The 14,254-nt window shown below is 71.6% G+C and carries 10 protein-coding genes; 6 read left to right on the forward strand and 4 right to left on the reverse strand.

The genetic code is table 11. From position 1 onward, the window contains the following. Positions 1–3: 3 nt before the first annotated feature. Positions 4–645, reverse strand: a complete 642-nt coding sequence (locus ACYU7L_RS15170) for a LuxR C-terminal-related transcriptional regulator (RefSeq protein ID WP_460798171.1) — start codon at positions 643–645, stop codon at positions 4–6. Continuing rightward, positions 597–1,838: a sensor histidine kinase gene (locus ACYU7L_RS15175; protein WP_460798174.1), complete on the reverse strand. Its 1,242-nt coding sequence runs from the start codon at positions 1,836–1,838 to the stop codon at positions 597–599. The genes ACYU7L_RS15170 and ACYU7L_RS15175 overlap by 49 nt, the downstream gene beginning before the upstream one ends. Before the next feature lie 140 nt (positions 1,839–1,978). Between ACYU7L_RS15175 and ACYU7L_RS15180 the strand changes: the two genes are divergently transcribed. Next, the gene (locus ACYU7L_RS15180) at positions 1,979–4,159 is read left to right on the forward strand and encodes an MMPL family transporter (protein WP_460798176.1); all 2,181 of its coding nucleotides are present in this window, start codon (positions 1,979–1,981) and stop codon (positions 4,157–4,159) included. Positions 4,160–4,189: 30 nt separating this feature from the next. On the opposite strand, the gene ACYU7L_RS15185 is transcribed toward ACYU7L_RS15180, so the two are convergent. Further along, the gene (locus ACYU7L_RS15185) at positions 4,190–6,322 is read right to left on the reverse strand and encodes a molybdopterin-dependent oxidoreductase (RefSeq protein WP_460798180.1); all 2,133 of its coding nucleotides are present in this window, start codon (positions 6,320–6,322) and stop codon (positions 4,190–4,192) included. Positions 6,323–6,602: 280 nt separating this feature from the next. Here ACYU7L_RS15185 and rpsO point away from each other — a divergent pair, with 280 nt between their 5' ends. From rpsO to ACYU7L_RS15200, 3 genes are all read left to right on the forward strand, one after another. Further along, complete coding sequence (gene rpsO, locus ACYU7L_RS15190) at positions 6,603–6,878, forward strand: 30S ribosomal protein S15 (protein WP_460798184.1); 276 nt, start codon at positions 6,603–6,605, stop codon at positions 6,876–6,878. 299 nt (positions 6,879–7,177) lie between these two features. After that, a complete protein-coding gene (locus ACYU7L_RS15195; protein ID WP_460798188.1) occupies positions 7,178–9,487 on the forward strand; it encodes a polyribonucleotide nucleotidyltransferase in 2,310 nt (769 codons plus the stop codon). Between the two features lie 107 nt (positions 9,488–9,594). Further along, positions 9,595–10,869, forward strand: a complete 1,275-nt coding sequence (locus ACYU7L_RS15200; protein WP_460798190.1) for a M16 family metallopeptidase — start codon at positions 9,595–9,597, stop codon at positions 10,867–10,869. A 92-nt stretch (positions 10,870–10,961) separates the two neighbouring features. On the opposite strand, the gene ACYU7L_RS15205 is transcribed toward ACYU7L_RS15200, so the two are convergent. After that, positions 10,962–11,474 (reverse strand): class I SAM-dependent methyltransferase, encoded by a 513-nt coding sequence (locus ACYU7L_RS15205; protein ID WP_460798192.1) that lies wholly within the window; start codon positions 11,472–11,474, stop codon positions 10,962–10,964. A gap of 146 nt (positions 11,475–11,620) precedes the next feature. On the opposite strand from ACYU7L_RS15205, the gene dapB reads away from it, so the two are divergent. Together dapB and ACYU7L_RS15215 are read left to right on the forward strand one after the other, a co-directional pair. Continuing rightward, positions 11,621–12,367: a 4-hydroxy-tetrahydrodipicolinate reductase gene (gene dapB, locus ACYU7L_RS15210; protein ID WP_460798826.1), complete on the forward strand. Its 747-nt coding sequence runs from the start codon at positions 11,621–11,623 to the stop codon at positions 12,365–12,367. 237 nt (positions 12,368–12,604) lie between these two features. Then, positions 12,605–14,212 carry a M4 family metallopeptidase gene (locus ACYU7L_RS15215; RefSeq protein ID WP_460798194.1) on the forward strand — a complete coding sequence of 536 codons (1,608 nt, stop codon included), beginning with the start codon at positions 12,605–12,607 and terminating at the stop codon, positions 14,210–14,212. The last annotated feature ends 42 nt before the right edge of the window (positions 14,213–14,254 follow it).

Raw genomic sequence — 14,254 nt, forward strand, 5'->3', positions numbered from 1 at the left:
GGCTCAGGGGCGCAGCCAGGCCAGCACGGCGCGCACCCGGCGATGGTCGTCGGGCGCCGGCGGCAGGTCGAGCCGGGTGAAGATGCTGTTGATGTGCTTGGCCACGGCCTTCTCCGAGACGACGAGTGCCCCGGCGATGGCGGCGTTGGAGCGCCCCTGCGCCATCAGGGCCAGCACCTCGCGCTCGCGGGGGGTGAGCCGGTCGATGGGCTGGCTGCGGCGCCGCGCCATGATCGCCGCCACCACCTCCGGGTCGAGCACCGTGCCGCCCGCCGCCACGCGTCTGATGCCGTCGACGAACTCCGCCACGTCGGCCACCCGGTCCTTGAGCAGGTAGCCGATCGCCCCCTCGCCGCTGGCCAGCAGCTCGCGCGCGTACAGGTGCTCGACGTACTGCGACAGCACCATCACGGGGAAGCCCGGGCGGGCCGTTCGCACGGCGATCGCCGCCACCAGGCCCTCGTCGGTGTGCGTGGGAGGCAGGCGTACGTCGACCACGGCGGCGTCGGCGTCGGGGTCCTGCAGGGCGAGCTCCAGCGACGGGGCGTCCCCGACGGCGTGCAGGATCGTGAAGCCGGTGGCCTCCAGGAGCTGGATCAGTCCGGCTCGCAGGAGGGCATGGTCCTCGGCGAGGACAAGACGCACGGCACCTCCAGGGTCACGACGGTCGGCCCGCCGTCCGGGCTCGAGACCCTCATCGTGCCGTCGAAGGCGGCCAGGCGGCGCATCACCCCCAGCATGCCGGTCCCGACGCCGTACTCTTGAGCGGAGACGTCGCCCGGATCGGCGCCCCCGCGGCCGTCGTCGCCGACCACCACCTGCAGCACCCCGTCCGCATGGGTGGCGCGCACCCACGCATGCTCCGCCGCGGCGTGCTTGCCGGTGTTGGTCAGGCACTCCGCGACGGCGAAGTAGAGCGCCGACTCCACCGGCGCCGGGGGCCGGCCGGCGAGGTCCATCTGCACGGACACCGGGAGCGCCAGGTCGAGAGCGAGCGCCTCGACCGCCCCGCCGAGCCCCCGGTCGGCGAGCACGGGCGGGTGGATGCCGCGCACGACTGCGCGCAGGTCGCCGAGGGCGCCGGCGCTGGTCGCCCGCGCCTCGCGAACCAGCCTGCGCGCCGCCTCGGAATCGCTGTCGAAGAGCGTGTCGGCCAACCCCAGGCTCATCGACAGCGCCACCAGCCGGGCCTGGGCGCCGTCGTGCAGGTCGCGCTCGAGCCGGCGCAGCTCGGCGGCCGAGTGGTCGACGGCGTCGGCCCGGGTCTCGGTGAGCACCTGCACCCGCTGCTCGAGACGCTCCGCGTGGCCGTAGGACAGCAGCCAGCGGTCCATCGCGCAGCGCGCCCGCATGATCGGCTCGACGCCGTACCACCACAGGAAGCCGGTGACCACGGCCAGGAACAGCACGATCGTCAGCAGCGACGCGGCCAGCCCCACGGTCCCTGCCGCGATGAGCCAACCCAGGTCGCGCCACGTCATCGGGTCGGAGGCCCAGCCGGTCATCCGGTCGATGGGGCTGCCCGGGCGCCGGGGGTGGTACTGCGGCGGGATGGGGGTCCCCAGCACCTCGCCGGCGATGGACCGGTGCCGGTCGGCGAGCCACCGCGTGGCGGGGATCGTCACGAAGAGCAGCGGGATCCCGACCCAGATGATCGCGAGCACACCGCCTGCGACCGTCAGGACGAGGAGGAGCAGGGCGGCCACGGCCATCAGCAGCTGGGCGGCGGCGTACGCCGTGAGCCTCAGGCGGCTGACTCTCAGACGGCTGGCTCTCAGACTGCTGGGGCGACCGGGCTCCTGGGGACGCGCGGGAGTGGTCGTCGTGGGGATGCTCACCGCCCCATCCTCCTCGCCTCCGGCCGCCGACGCGGTGGTGCAGGCACCCCCGTCGAGTCGGGTGCGCGGACCCCTGACCGGGCCGGAGCGGCGCACCAGGCTGGTCGTATCCGATTCCGGCACGACCGCAGGAGCCTGCCATGTCCAACCCGTTGACCGCGATACCCCAACGTGTCGCCCGCTGGAGCGCCACGCACCCCTGGCGCGCGATCGGGGCGTGGCTGGCCTTCGTCCTGGTCGCGGTGGCCCTGGCGGCCGCCGTACCCACGCAGGACACGACCGACGCCGACTACAGGGTCGGTGAGTCGGGGCGTGCCGACGCGATGATGCACGAGGCGGGACTCGACGACCCCTCGAGCGAGAGCGTCCTGGTGACGGCGAACGACGGCGCTGCTCTCGACCAGCAGGACGCGGCCGCGGCCGCCGACGAGCTGCGTGCCGCGATGTCGGGCGTGGAGGGGGTGGACGCGGTGAGCGCGCCGCAGTGGAACGGCGACCGCTCCGCGCTGCTCGTCGCGGTCCAGGTGGCCGACGACCACGAGGAGCCGGGGCCGATGCTCGACGTCACCGCGGAGGTGCAGGCCGACCACCCGGGCCTGGTGGTGCGCCAGGCCGGGGACCTCACGCTCGACGAGAGCATCAACGCCCAGGTGGCCGACGACCTGTCCGCCGCGGAGGGCATCAGCCTCCCCATCACCCTGCTGCTCATGCTGCTCGCCTTCGGGGCGCTGGTGGCCGCCGGCCTGCCCGTGCTGCTCGCCGTCACGAGCGTCGCCGCCACGATCGGGATCACGGCGCCGCTGTCCCACCTGATCCACGCGGAGCCCACCGTCTCCAGCATGATCGTGCTCATCGGCATGGCGGTCGGCGTCGACTACTCCCTGTTCTACCTCAAGCGCGAGCGTGAGGAGCGCGCCGCCGGCCGAGGCACGCTCGACGCGGTCGAGATCGCCGCCGAGACCTCGGGTCACTCGATCCTCGTCTCCGGTGGCGCGGTGATCGCCTCGATGGCCGGGCTCTTCCTGATCGGCAGCTCGACGTTCGACTCGCTGGCCTCGGGGGCGATCCTGGTGGTGGCGATCGCGGTGCTGGGCTCGATCACCGTGCTGCCGGCCCTGCTGGTCAAGCTGGGCCGCTGGGTGGACCGACCGCGCGTCCCGCTCCTGTGGCGGGTCAACCGGCGCATCGGTCGCGGCGGGATCAGCAGCCGGCTGCTGGGCCCCGTGCTGCGACGCCCGGTGGCCGCTCTCGGTGTCTCCACCATCGTCCTGCTTCTGCTCGCTGCCCCGGCGCTGGGGATGAAGCTGCACGCCTCCAACCTGCAGACGCTGCCGACGTCCATCCCCGAGGTGCAGACCTTCCTCCAGATCGCCGAGGAGTTCCCCGTCGAGGGGGCCTCAGCGGACGTCGTCGTCCGCGGTCCGGCGGCCGAGCACGACGCCGTCGACGCCGCGCTGGGCCGGCTCCAGGACGCGGCGATCGGGACCGGTGACTTCGTCGACGCGGGACGTGACCCGGTCCAGGTCTCCGCTGACGGGACGACGTCGGTGCTTCAGCTGGCGATGCCCTTCGAGGAGTCCGACCCCGCCGTCGACGAGGCCCTGCGCGACCTGCGCGGTGAGCTCGCCCCCGCCGCGCTGGGCGACCTGCCGGTGGAGGTCGCGGTCGGTGGCGGGGCGGCCGGCTCGATGGACTTCGTCGACCTGCTGCGCGAACGGCTCCCGCTGGTGATCGGCGCGGTGCTGGTCCTCACGCTCCTGGTGATGGGGCTGGCCTTCCGAAGCCTGTGGATCGCCCTCGTCTCCCTGCTGCTCAACACGGTGTCGGTCGGGGTCGCCTTCGGCGTGCTGACCGCGGTGTTCCAGCACGGCTGGGCCGAGGGGCTGCTCGACTTCACCAGTCCCGGCTTCGTCATCGACTGGATCCCGGTGTTCGTGATGGTGGTGCTGGTCGGGCTCTCGATGGACTATCAGGTCTTCGTGCTGAGCCGGATCCGCGAGCACGTCGCCTCCGGCCTCCCGACACGGCTCGCCGTGGAGCGCGGGATCCGCGACACCGCAGGCGTGGTGACGAGCGCGGCCGCGGTGATGGTGTCGGTGTTCGCGATCTTCGCGACGCTCAGCATGATGGAGATGAAGATGATGGGGGTGGGGCTGTCCGTGGCGATCCTCCTCGACGCCACGTTGATCCGGCTCGTCACGATGCCGGCCATCCTGGTGCTCCTGGGGGACCGGGTGTGGTGGCCGACGCGGCCGAGGCCCCCGGTGGGGCGCACGGTCGTCGAGCCGGAGTCCGCGCAGCAGCTGACGTCGGTGGGCTGACGGGGTGGGCTGACGGGAGGGGGCGGTCGGCTAGCGTCCGGCCGCCGTGACCGTGACCGGGACGCCGGTCAGCGCGGCGTTGCCGCTCACGTCGAGCAGGTCCGGGTCGGTCAGGTCGTTGACCGACACTCCGGGGACCTGCTCGGCGTGAGCCATCCGGGCGCCGGCACGCTGGTGCCCGTAGCCGTGGGGGAGGCTGACCACGCCGCGCATCATCTCGTCGGTCGCCCGGACCTCCACCTCGACGGCGCCGACCCGGGACGTGACGCAGACCGAGGCTCCCTCCTCGAGGCCGTGCTCGGCGAGGTCCTCCGGGTGCATGAGCAGCTGGTGACGCGGACGGCCCCGGGTCAGCCTCTCGACGTTGTGCAGCCAGGAGTTGCAGTCGCGCTGGTGGCGGCGACCGATGAGCACCAGCTCGTCGCCGGCGGGCGCCGCGGCGTCCCGCAGGCGGGCGAGGTCGTCCAGGACGAGACCGGGCGCGGCATCGACCCGCCTGCTGCGGTGCGGCAGCCGCTCCGGCAGCTGTCCAGGACGCAGCGGGCCGAGGTCGATCCCGGCCGGGGTCGCCCGCAGCCGGCGCAGCGTGACACCGGACCTCCCGCGCCGCAGCAGCATGCTCACGAGCAGGGTGGGGCTCGTCGAGAGCCGCAGCCGCTGCTGCAGCCGCACCTTCCGCGGCGGCCGGTTGGTGAGACGGCGCTGGGTGCGCAGCACGATCTCGCGGTAGATCTCCCAGTCGTGCAGGGCGCCCTGCGGCTTGGGCAGCACGGCCGGGGTGAAGCGAGCGGTGTTGTGGACCGCGAGCACGTGGAAGACCAGGTCGTAGTGGTCGCGCTCCAGAGCGGTCGTCGGCGGCAGGATCACGTCGGCGTGCCGGGTCGTCTCGTTGAGGTAGATGTCGACGCAGGCCATGAAGTCGAGCCCGGCCAGCGCCCGGTCGAGCCGGACCCCGTCGGGCGTCGACAGCACCGGGTTGCCGGCGACGACCAGCATCGCCCTGATCTGCCCCTCCCCGGGGGTCTCGATCTCCTCGCGCAGGGCCGCCACCGGAAGCTCGCCGCCGAACTCCGGCAGGCCGCGGACCCGGCTGCGCCACACGTCGTGGTGACCGCGCCCGATCAGGCCGGTGCCGACGGCGTCGATCGCGGGGCTCGTGAGCATCGCGCCCCCGACCCGGTCGAGGTTGCCCGTCAACAGGTTGAGCAGCTGGACGGCCCACTGGCACACGGTGCCGAACGCGTGGGTCGAGACCCCGATCCGGCCGTAGGCCACCGCGCTCTCGGCGGCCGCGAACTCGCGGGCGATGCGGCGGATCTCGCCGGCGGGGACGCCGCTGGCCGCCTCCGCGCGCTCGGGGGTGAAGTCGGCGACGGCCTCCGCGACGGCCCCCAGCCCGTCGACGTACGACGGGGGAGTGGCGAGGTCCTCGGCGAGGATCACCTGCACCATCGCCAGCAGCACGTGGGCGTCGGTCCCCGGCCGCACGAAGTGGTGCTCGTCGGCGACCCGGGCCGTCTCGCTGCGACGCGGGTCCAGCACCGTCATCCGGCCGCCGCGAGCCTTCAGCTGGCGCAGCCGGGCGGGGAAGTCCGGGACGGTCATCAGCGACCCGTTGGACGCCATCGGGTTGGCCCCCACCACCAGGAAGTACGACGTCCGGTCGATGTCGGGGATCGGCAGGAACAGCTGGTGGCCGTACATCAGGTACGCCACCAGCTGGTGGGGCAGCTGGTCGACCGACGTGGCGCTGAACTTGTTGTGGGTGCGGAACGACTTCACCATCGCCGTCCCGTGGGTGAGCGACCCCAGGCTGTGCGCGTTGGGGTTGCCGAGGTAGACCCCGAGGGCGTCCTTGCCGTGGTCGTTGATCGTGCGCGCCAGGCCGTCGGCCACGGCGTCGAGGGCCTCGTCCCAGCCGACCTCGCGCCAGTGCGGGCTGCCGTCGGGCTCGGAGCCCATCCGCATCAGGGGGCGGCGCAGGCGGTCGGGGTCGGTGTGGAGGTCCGCGATGGCCACGCCCTTGGGGCAGATGTGGCCACGCGAGAGCGGGTCGTCGGGGTTGCCGCGCACCGAGGTGACGGCACCGTCCTCGAGGGTCAGCTCCAGCCCGCAGATGGCCTCACACAGGTTGCACACGCCGATCCGCTTCTCCACGCCCATCCGGGCATCCTCACACCGACGACGCGTCGGGGGAACGGTCCGCGCGCACGGACCCTGTTGGACTCGGACACCAGAGTGGGAGGGGCCGGCCGTCGGACCGGCGGCACGATTAGTCCGGCGACCCGTCGCGCTGATAATCTTGTGCGGTTGCCCGGGTCAGGTCCGCCTGACAGATCGCGGGTGACGCACCAGAACACCGCCGTACGAACGGCCGCGGATCCAGAGTGCCCGGGTGAACAGGCCCCGGCGCGCCGCGCAGCGAATCGAAAGGAGCCCCCGTATGTCGATCGGTACCGACGCGGAGACCAAGAAGAAGATCATCGCCGAGTACGCCACGACCGAGGGCGACACCGGTTCGCCCGAGGTGCAGATCGCGCTGCTGAGCTTCCGCATCGCGCACCTCACCGAGCACCTCAAGCAGCACAAGCACGACCACCACAGCCGTCGTGGTCTGCTGCTGCTGGTCGGTCAGCGCCGTCGCCTGCTCAACTACCTGCAGAAGACGGAGATCGCTCGCTACCGCTCGATCGTCGAGCGCCTCGGCCTGCGTCGTTGATCTGTCTGACGTCTCTGTGAGGAGCGGTCGCCACCCCTGGTGGCGGCCGCTTCTCGCGCTCTGGGCGCGTGCGGGTTTCGGCCCGCGGGCCGGATTCGTTAGTGTCGGCTCCAGACCTCCCCGTACGACGAACGTGCAGCACCCCACAACTCCACACTGAACACATCACCAGGAGCGACCCGCAGACGCCGGCCCGGTCCTCGGTAGTGGCCTTCGGAGCTGGGCTCCGCGGGCCTCGATCGAAGACCGGCCCCCTCCCACGCAAGCACGGGAGGGCACACCCAGGCGGGACACCTTCGATGCCCCGCCGACGCAGGCGGACTTGCGGATCGCTCCGCGAAGAGAAAAGGGATGAACCCTTGACAGACTCCACCCAGGCCGGCCCGGTTATCTCCGCCGTCGAGACCGTTCTCGACAACGGCAAGTTCGGCACCCGGACCATCAAGTTCGAGACCGGGCTGCTCGCCCGGCAGGCCGCCGGCTCCGTGACGGCGTACCTCGACGACGACACCATGCTGCTCTCGGCCACGACGGCCGGCAAGCACCCCAAGGACCACTTCGACTTCTTCCCCCTGACGATCGACGTCGAGGAGCGGATGTACGCCGTGGGCCAGATCCCCGGCTCGTTCTTCCGCAGCGAGGGTCGTCCCGGCGAGGACGCGATCCTCACCTGCCGCCTGATCGACCGGCCGCTGCGCCCGACCTTCAAGAAGGGTCTGCGCAACGAGGTCCAGGTCGTCATCACCGTGATGGCGCTCGACCCCGACCACCCCTACGACGTGCTGGCGATCAACGCCGCGTCGCTGTCGACCCAGCTCTCCGGCCTGCCGTTCTCCGGCCCCGTCGGCGGCGTGCGCGTCGCGCTCATTGAGGGCCAGTGGGTGGCGTTCCCGACCCACAGCCAGCTCGAGAACGCCGTCTTCGACATGGTCGTCGCCGGCCGCGTCACCGACACCGGCGACGTCGCGATCATGATGGTCGAGGCCGAGGCCACCGAGCAGACCTGGACCCTGGTCCAGGGCGGCGTGCAGGCGCCCACCGAGGAGGTCGTCGCCGGCGGTCTCGACGCGGCCAAGCCCTTCATCAAGCAGCTGTGCGAGGCCCAGGCCGAGCTGGCCAAGGAGGCCGCCAAGCCGGTCCAGGACTTCCCGGTCTTCCTCGACTACGAGGACGACGTCTACGACGCCGTGCTCGCTGCCGCCTCCGAGGGCACCTCCGCCGCCCTGGTGATCGCCGACAAGCTCGAGCGCGAGGCCGCGCTCGACACCGTCAAGGCGTCGCTGCTCGACCAGCTCGGCGCCCAGTTCGAGGGGCGCGAGAAGGAGATCGGGGCCGCGTTCAAGTCGGTCACGAAGTCCCTCATGCGCGAGCGCGTGCTGCGCGACAAGATCCGCATGGACGGCCGCGGCCTGGCCGACATCCGCCCGCTGCACGCCGAGGTCGGCGTGATCCCGCGCGTCCACGGCTCGGCGCTGTTCGAGCGCGGCGAGACCCAGATCCTGGGTGTCACCACGTTGAACATGCTCACGCTGGAGCAGAAGCTCGACACGCTCTCCCCGGAGAAGACGCGCCGCTACATGCACAAGTACGTCTTCCCGCCGTTCTCCACCGGCGAGACCGGTCGCGTGGGCTCGCCCAAGCGCCGCGAGGTCGGCCACGGTGCGCTCGCGCGCCGTGCGCTGCTGCCCGTGCTGCCGACGCGCGAGGAGTTCCCCTACGCGATCCGTCAGCTCTCCGAGGCGATGGGCTCCAACGGGTCCACCTCGATGGGCTCGGTCTGCGCCTCGACCCTGTCGCTGCTCCAGGCCGGTGTCCCGCTGCGGGCCCCCGTCGCCGGCATCGCGATGGGCCTCATCTCCGGTGAGGTCGACGGCAAGACCGAGTACGTCGCGCTGACCGACATCCTCGGTGCCGAGGACGCCATGGGCGACATGGACTTCAAGGTCGCCGGCACCCCGGAGTTCGTCACCGCGCTCCAGCTGGACACCAAGCTCGACGGCATCCCCGCCGAGGTCCTCGCGGCCGCGCTCAACCAGGCCAAGGACGCCCGCACGGCGATCCTCGCGGTCATGAACGAGGAGATCACCGCTCCCGAGGAGATGTCGCTGCACGCGCCGCGCATCATCACGGTGCGCATCCCCGTCGACAAGATCGGCGAGGTCATCGGCCCGAAGGGCAAGGTGATCAACCAGATCCAGGACGACACCGGTGCGTCGCTGTCCATCGAGGACGACGGCACGATCTACATCGGTGCGACCAACGGCGAGGCCGCGGAGGCGGCCCGCCAGGCGGTCAACGCGATCGCCAACCCGACCATGCCCGAGGTCGGCGAGCGCTACCTCGGCACGGTCGTGAAGACGACCAACTTCGGCGCCTTCGTCTCGCTGATGCCCGGCAAGGACGGCCTGCTGCACATCAGCAAGCTGCGCTCGCTGGCCGGCGGCAAGCGCGTGGACGCGGTCGAGGACGTCGTCTCGGTGGGCCAGAAGGTCCAGGTCCAGATCGCCGAGATCGACGACCGCGGCAAGCTGTCGCTGATCCCGGTGGTCGAGGAGTCGGCCGACGGTGCCGACGACACGGGTGACGCCGGGGCTCCGGCCGAGGACTGAGCATGACCCGACCCCTCCGGGGGCGAGACACGGCAACCGGCCAGCAGGCATCTGCTGGCCGGTTGGCCGTTTCCCAGCCCGTCGGCAGCACCCGCACCCTCCAGACCGTGACCGACGAGTCCGGAGTGGTGACGTCGCAGATCCGGCGCACGGTGCTGCCCGGCGGGCTGCGCGTGGTGACCGAGCAGATGGCCGGGGTGCGCTCCGCGAGCGTCGGCGTCTGGGTGGGCGTCGGCTCCCGCCACGAGACGCCGAGCCTGCACGGCTGCTCCCACTTCCTCGAGCACCTGCTCTTCAAGGGCACCCGCGAGCGCTCCGCGATGGACATCTCGGTCGAGCTCGACGCGGTGGGCGGCGAGTTCAACGCGTTCACGGCCAAGGAGTACACCTGCTTCCACGCCCGCGTGCTCGACGTCGACCTCCCTCTGGCCGTCGACGTGCTGGGCGACATGCTTACCAGCTCCACCCTGCTCGACGAGGACGTCGAGGCTGAGCGCGACGTCATCCTCGACGAGATCGCGATGCACGACGACGACCCCGACGACGTCGTCCACAACCTCTTCGCCCTGCAGGCCTGGGGGGACTCCCCGCTGGGTCGTGACATCGCCGGGACCGAGGGCTCGATCGCCGCGCTCACGCGTGCGCAAATCGCCCGCTTCTATCGCACGCACTACCGCGCGCCCAACATGGTGGTGGCCGCGGCCGGCAACGTCGACCACGCCGCGGTGGTGCGGCAGGTGCGCACCGCCTTCGGACGCAACGGCTTCCTGAAGGGCTCCGAGGCGCCGGTGCGTCCGGCTCCGCCCCGTCAGGCCCGTCGGGTCACGCCGGGGACCGCCAGCGCCGTACGTCCCTTCGAGCAGGTCAACCTCGTGCTGGGCATGAAGGGCATCACCCGCAACGACGAGCGGCGCTTCGCCCTCGGCGTACTCAACACGGCGCTCGGGGGCGGCACGTCGTCCCGGCTCTTCCAAGAGGTGCGCGAGCGCCGCGGGCTGGCCTACTCGGTCTACTCCTTCGCCTCCCACCACGCCGACGCCGGCCTGGTGGGAGTGTCGGTGGGCTGCCTGCCGGCCAAGCTGGACGACGTGCTGGCCACCGTGCGCGAGCAGCTGGCGCTGGTGGCGCGCGAGGGGATCACGGCCGAGGAGCTGGCCCGCGGGAAGGGGCAGCTGCGCGGCGGCCTGGTCCTCGGGCTCGAGGACTCCGGGTCCCGGATGTCGCGGCTGGGCAAGGCCGAGCTCGTCTACGACGAGATGCTCAGCCTCGACGAGGTCATCGCCCGCATCGACGCCGTCACGCTCGACGAGGTGCGTGCCCTCGCAGCCCAGATCTTCGCGCAGCCCGAGGTGCTGGCCATCGTCGGCCCCGAGCCGGTGTAGTAGCGCCGACTCGGCGGTGAAGTAGCGCCGACTCGGCGGTGAAGTAGCGCCGACTCGGCGGTGGGCTGGGGCTGGGCTGGGCTGGGCTGGGGTTATCTGCGGCCGATGATGCCCACCACCGGCGGGGCCTTCTGCTCGACGAGCGAGACCCGGAAGCCGCCGTCGGCCAGCGCCTTGGACGCCTTCTCGATCATGTGGGGGAGCCCGTCGCGGTTGACCGCCTCGTAGAAGAGGAAGATCGATCCGCCCGGCACGAGTCGCTCGTGCAGCAGGGCGATCTCGTCGGCGCACTCGCGGACCCAGAAGAGGTTCACGTTGAACGCGAAGACCTTGTCCAGGCGCTTGACGGGCACCCGCAGTGTCGCCAGGTCGATCTGGCGCACCGTGAGGCGCCCGGCCTCGACGTACTTCGCATTGCGTCGCTTCGTGCGGTCGACCCCTGACTCGGAGCGGTCGATCGCGAAGAGCTTGCCGGTCTCGAGGCGCGCGCAGATCAGCTCCGCTCCCGCGCCGGGTCCGCATCCGATCTCCAGTACGGAGTCATCGGGACGGACGTCCATCACGTCGACGGCCCATCTGATTCGCGCCGGTATCGCCTGTGCCATGGGTGACAGCCTGCCACTATCGCGTCCGAGAGTCAGTCACCGGCACGGGGATCGGACATCGTGAACGATAGGTTGGACACGTGAGTGCATCAGACGAGGAGTCCGTGGACGGAGCCGGCAGCCCGGTGTTGGGTGCGGCGGAGAGGCTGCTGAGAGTCGGCGTGCTGGGAGCCCGAGGCAAGGTGGGCAGCGAGGTCTGTGCGGCTGTGCGCGGTGCCGACGACACCGAGCTCGTGGCCGAGGTCGACGCCGGAGACGCGCTCGCGGACCTCGTGGCAGGCGGCGCCGAGGCGGTCGTCGACTTCACCCACCCCGACGTGGTCATGGACAACCTGCGCTTCTGCATCGACAACGGCATCCACGCCGTCGTCGGGACCACCGGCTTCGACGAGGAGCGCCTCGCGACCCTGCGGGAGTGGCTGGCGCAGGCTCCCGGGGTCGGCGTGCTCATCGCCCCCAACTTCTCCATCGGGGCGATCCTGATGATGCGCTTCGCCGCCGCCGCCGCGCCCTTCTACGAGTCCGTGGAGGTCGTGGAGCTGCACCACCCGGACAAGGCGGACGCGCCCTCCGGCACCGCACGCCGTACGGCGGAGCTCATCGCCGCCGCCCGGCGCGAGGCGGGGATGGGCGCCCAGCCCGACGCGACCTCCACCGGGCTGGAGGGGGCCCGCGGCGCGGACGTGGACGGCGTACGGGTGCACGGGCTGCGCATCCGTGGCCTGGTCGCGCACCAGGAGGTGATCCTCGGCGGGGTGGGGGAGACGCTCACCATCCGCCACGACTCACTCGACCGCGCGTCGTTCACGCCCGGGGTGCTCGCGGGGCTGCGGGCCGTCGGATCTCATCCGGGACTCACCGTCGGGCTGGAGCATTTCCTCGATCTGGACTGATCGACAGGACGACCCTGCAAGTTCGTGCGGCGCACGAACTTGCACGCACCGAGGGCTACCGCCGCGCCGTCTGGTCTGACAGCCTGCTGCGCACCCCAGGGTCGACCCAGGGGCGCCCTGTCTCGGGCATCCACATTTCGCAGCGCCCCCGCAACCGTCCGCTCTGGTACCGGCACCCTGATGCCGGGGCCCGTGCGCGCCCCGGTGCGCACCAGGGCGCCACCAGAGAGGACCTCCATGCGAAGGACTGTTGGGCTCGCCGCACTCGCCGCAATCGCCACCGGGATCACCGGGATCGGCGCCGCCCCCGCCGCGACCGCTGCCGAACCGCCGGGTGCGGCCGGTGCGTCGGCGGCCGCGCTCGAGGCGCTGCGCGAGCACCCCGGCGTGGCGCGCCGTGCGCCCGGGCAGGCGTTCGACCCCACCAGCACCCTGGTCGACCCCGACGGCTCCACCCACGTCCGGATGGACCGCACCTACCGCGGGCTGCCTGTGCTCGGCGGCGACCTCGTGGTGCACCAGGGACCGAAGGACGGCTGGGAGGGGGTCAGCCAGACCTTGAGGATGAGGCTCTCCCTTGAGACCGAGCCGGTCGTGCCTGCCGTCGAGGCGGCGGAGGCCGCGCTGGAGCTGGGCCCGGTCACGCGCCGGATCAGCGGACTGCGCCAGCAGGGTGAGCCGAGGCTCGTCGTCGACGCCACCGGATCCGCACCGAAGCTGGTGTGGGAGGTGCTCACCGGTGGTGTGCAGGCCGACGGGACGCCGAGCCGGCTCGCGTCGTACGTCGACGCGCGCAGCGGCCGGCTGGTGCGCACCGAGCAGCAGATCCAGACCGTCGACGGGCAGGGCGCCTCGCTCTACAGCGGGACGGTGCCGCTCCAGCTGACGCTGGCCAGCGGGACGCACCAGCTCAAGGACCCCACCCGCGGCAACACCTACACGACCGACATGAAGAACAGGACCGACTCGGTGCTCTGCCAGATCATGAGTCTGGGCTGCAGTGCCGGGACCACGTTCACGAGCCCGGACGCGTCCTTCGGCACCGGCGCGACCAGCAGCCGGGAGTCGGCGGCGGTCGACGCGCAGTACGGCACCAACGTCACCTGGGACTACTTCAAGAGCGTGCACGGTCGCAACGGGATCTTCGGCAACGGCACCGGCTCCCTCAGTCGCGTCCACTACGGGTCGAACTACGTCAACGCCTTCTGGGACGGCAAGAAGATGACCTACGGCGACGGCGACGGGGTCAACTACGGACCGCTGGTCTCCCTGGACGTGGCCGGACACGAGATGTCGCACGGCGTCACGGAGAACACCGCCGACCTCACCTACTCGGGCGAGTCCGGGGGCCTCAACGAGGCGACCTCCGACATCTTCGGCACGCTCGTGGAGTTCCACGCTGCCAACCCGAACGACCCCGGCGACTATCTCGTGGGGGAGGAGTTCGACCTGAAGAGCCACACCGGCCTGCGGCGGATGGACCAGCCCAGCCGCGACGGCGAGTCCGCTGACTGCTGGACGGCGGGTGTGGGCGGCCTCGACGTGCACTACTCGTCGGGGGTGGGCAACCACTTCTTCTACCTGCTCGCCGAGGGCTCGGGGGCCAAGACGATCGGCGGCACCGCCCACTCGTCGACGACCTGCGACGGCTCGACCGTCGCGGGGATCGGCCGTGACGCCGCGGGGAAGATCTGGTATCGCGCCCTGTCGGTCTACATGACCTCGGGCACGTCGTACGCCGGCGCCCGCACGGCGACGCTCCAGGCCGCCTCAGACCTCTACGGCGGCGGCAGCGCCCAGCACGCCGCCGTCGCCGCCGCCTGGAGCGCCGTCGGCGTGGCGTGAGTGACGCGAGGGTTCCCACGTTAACGAGTGAAAACCCCACTT

This window comes from Nocardioides pacificus (assembly GCF_054775955.1).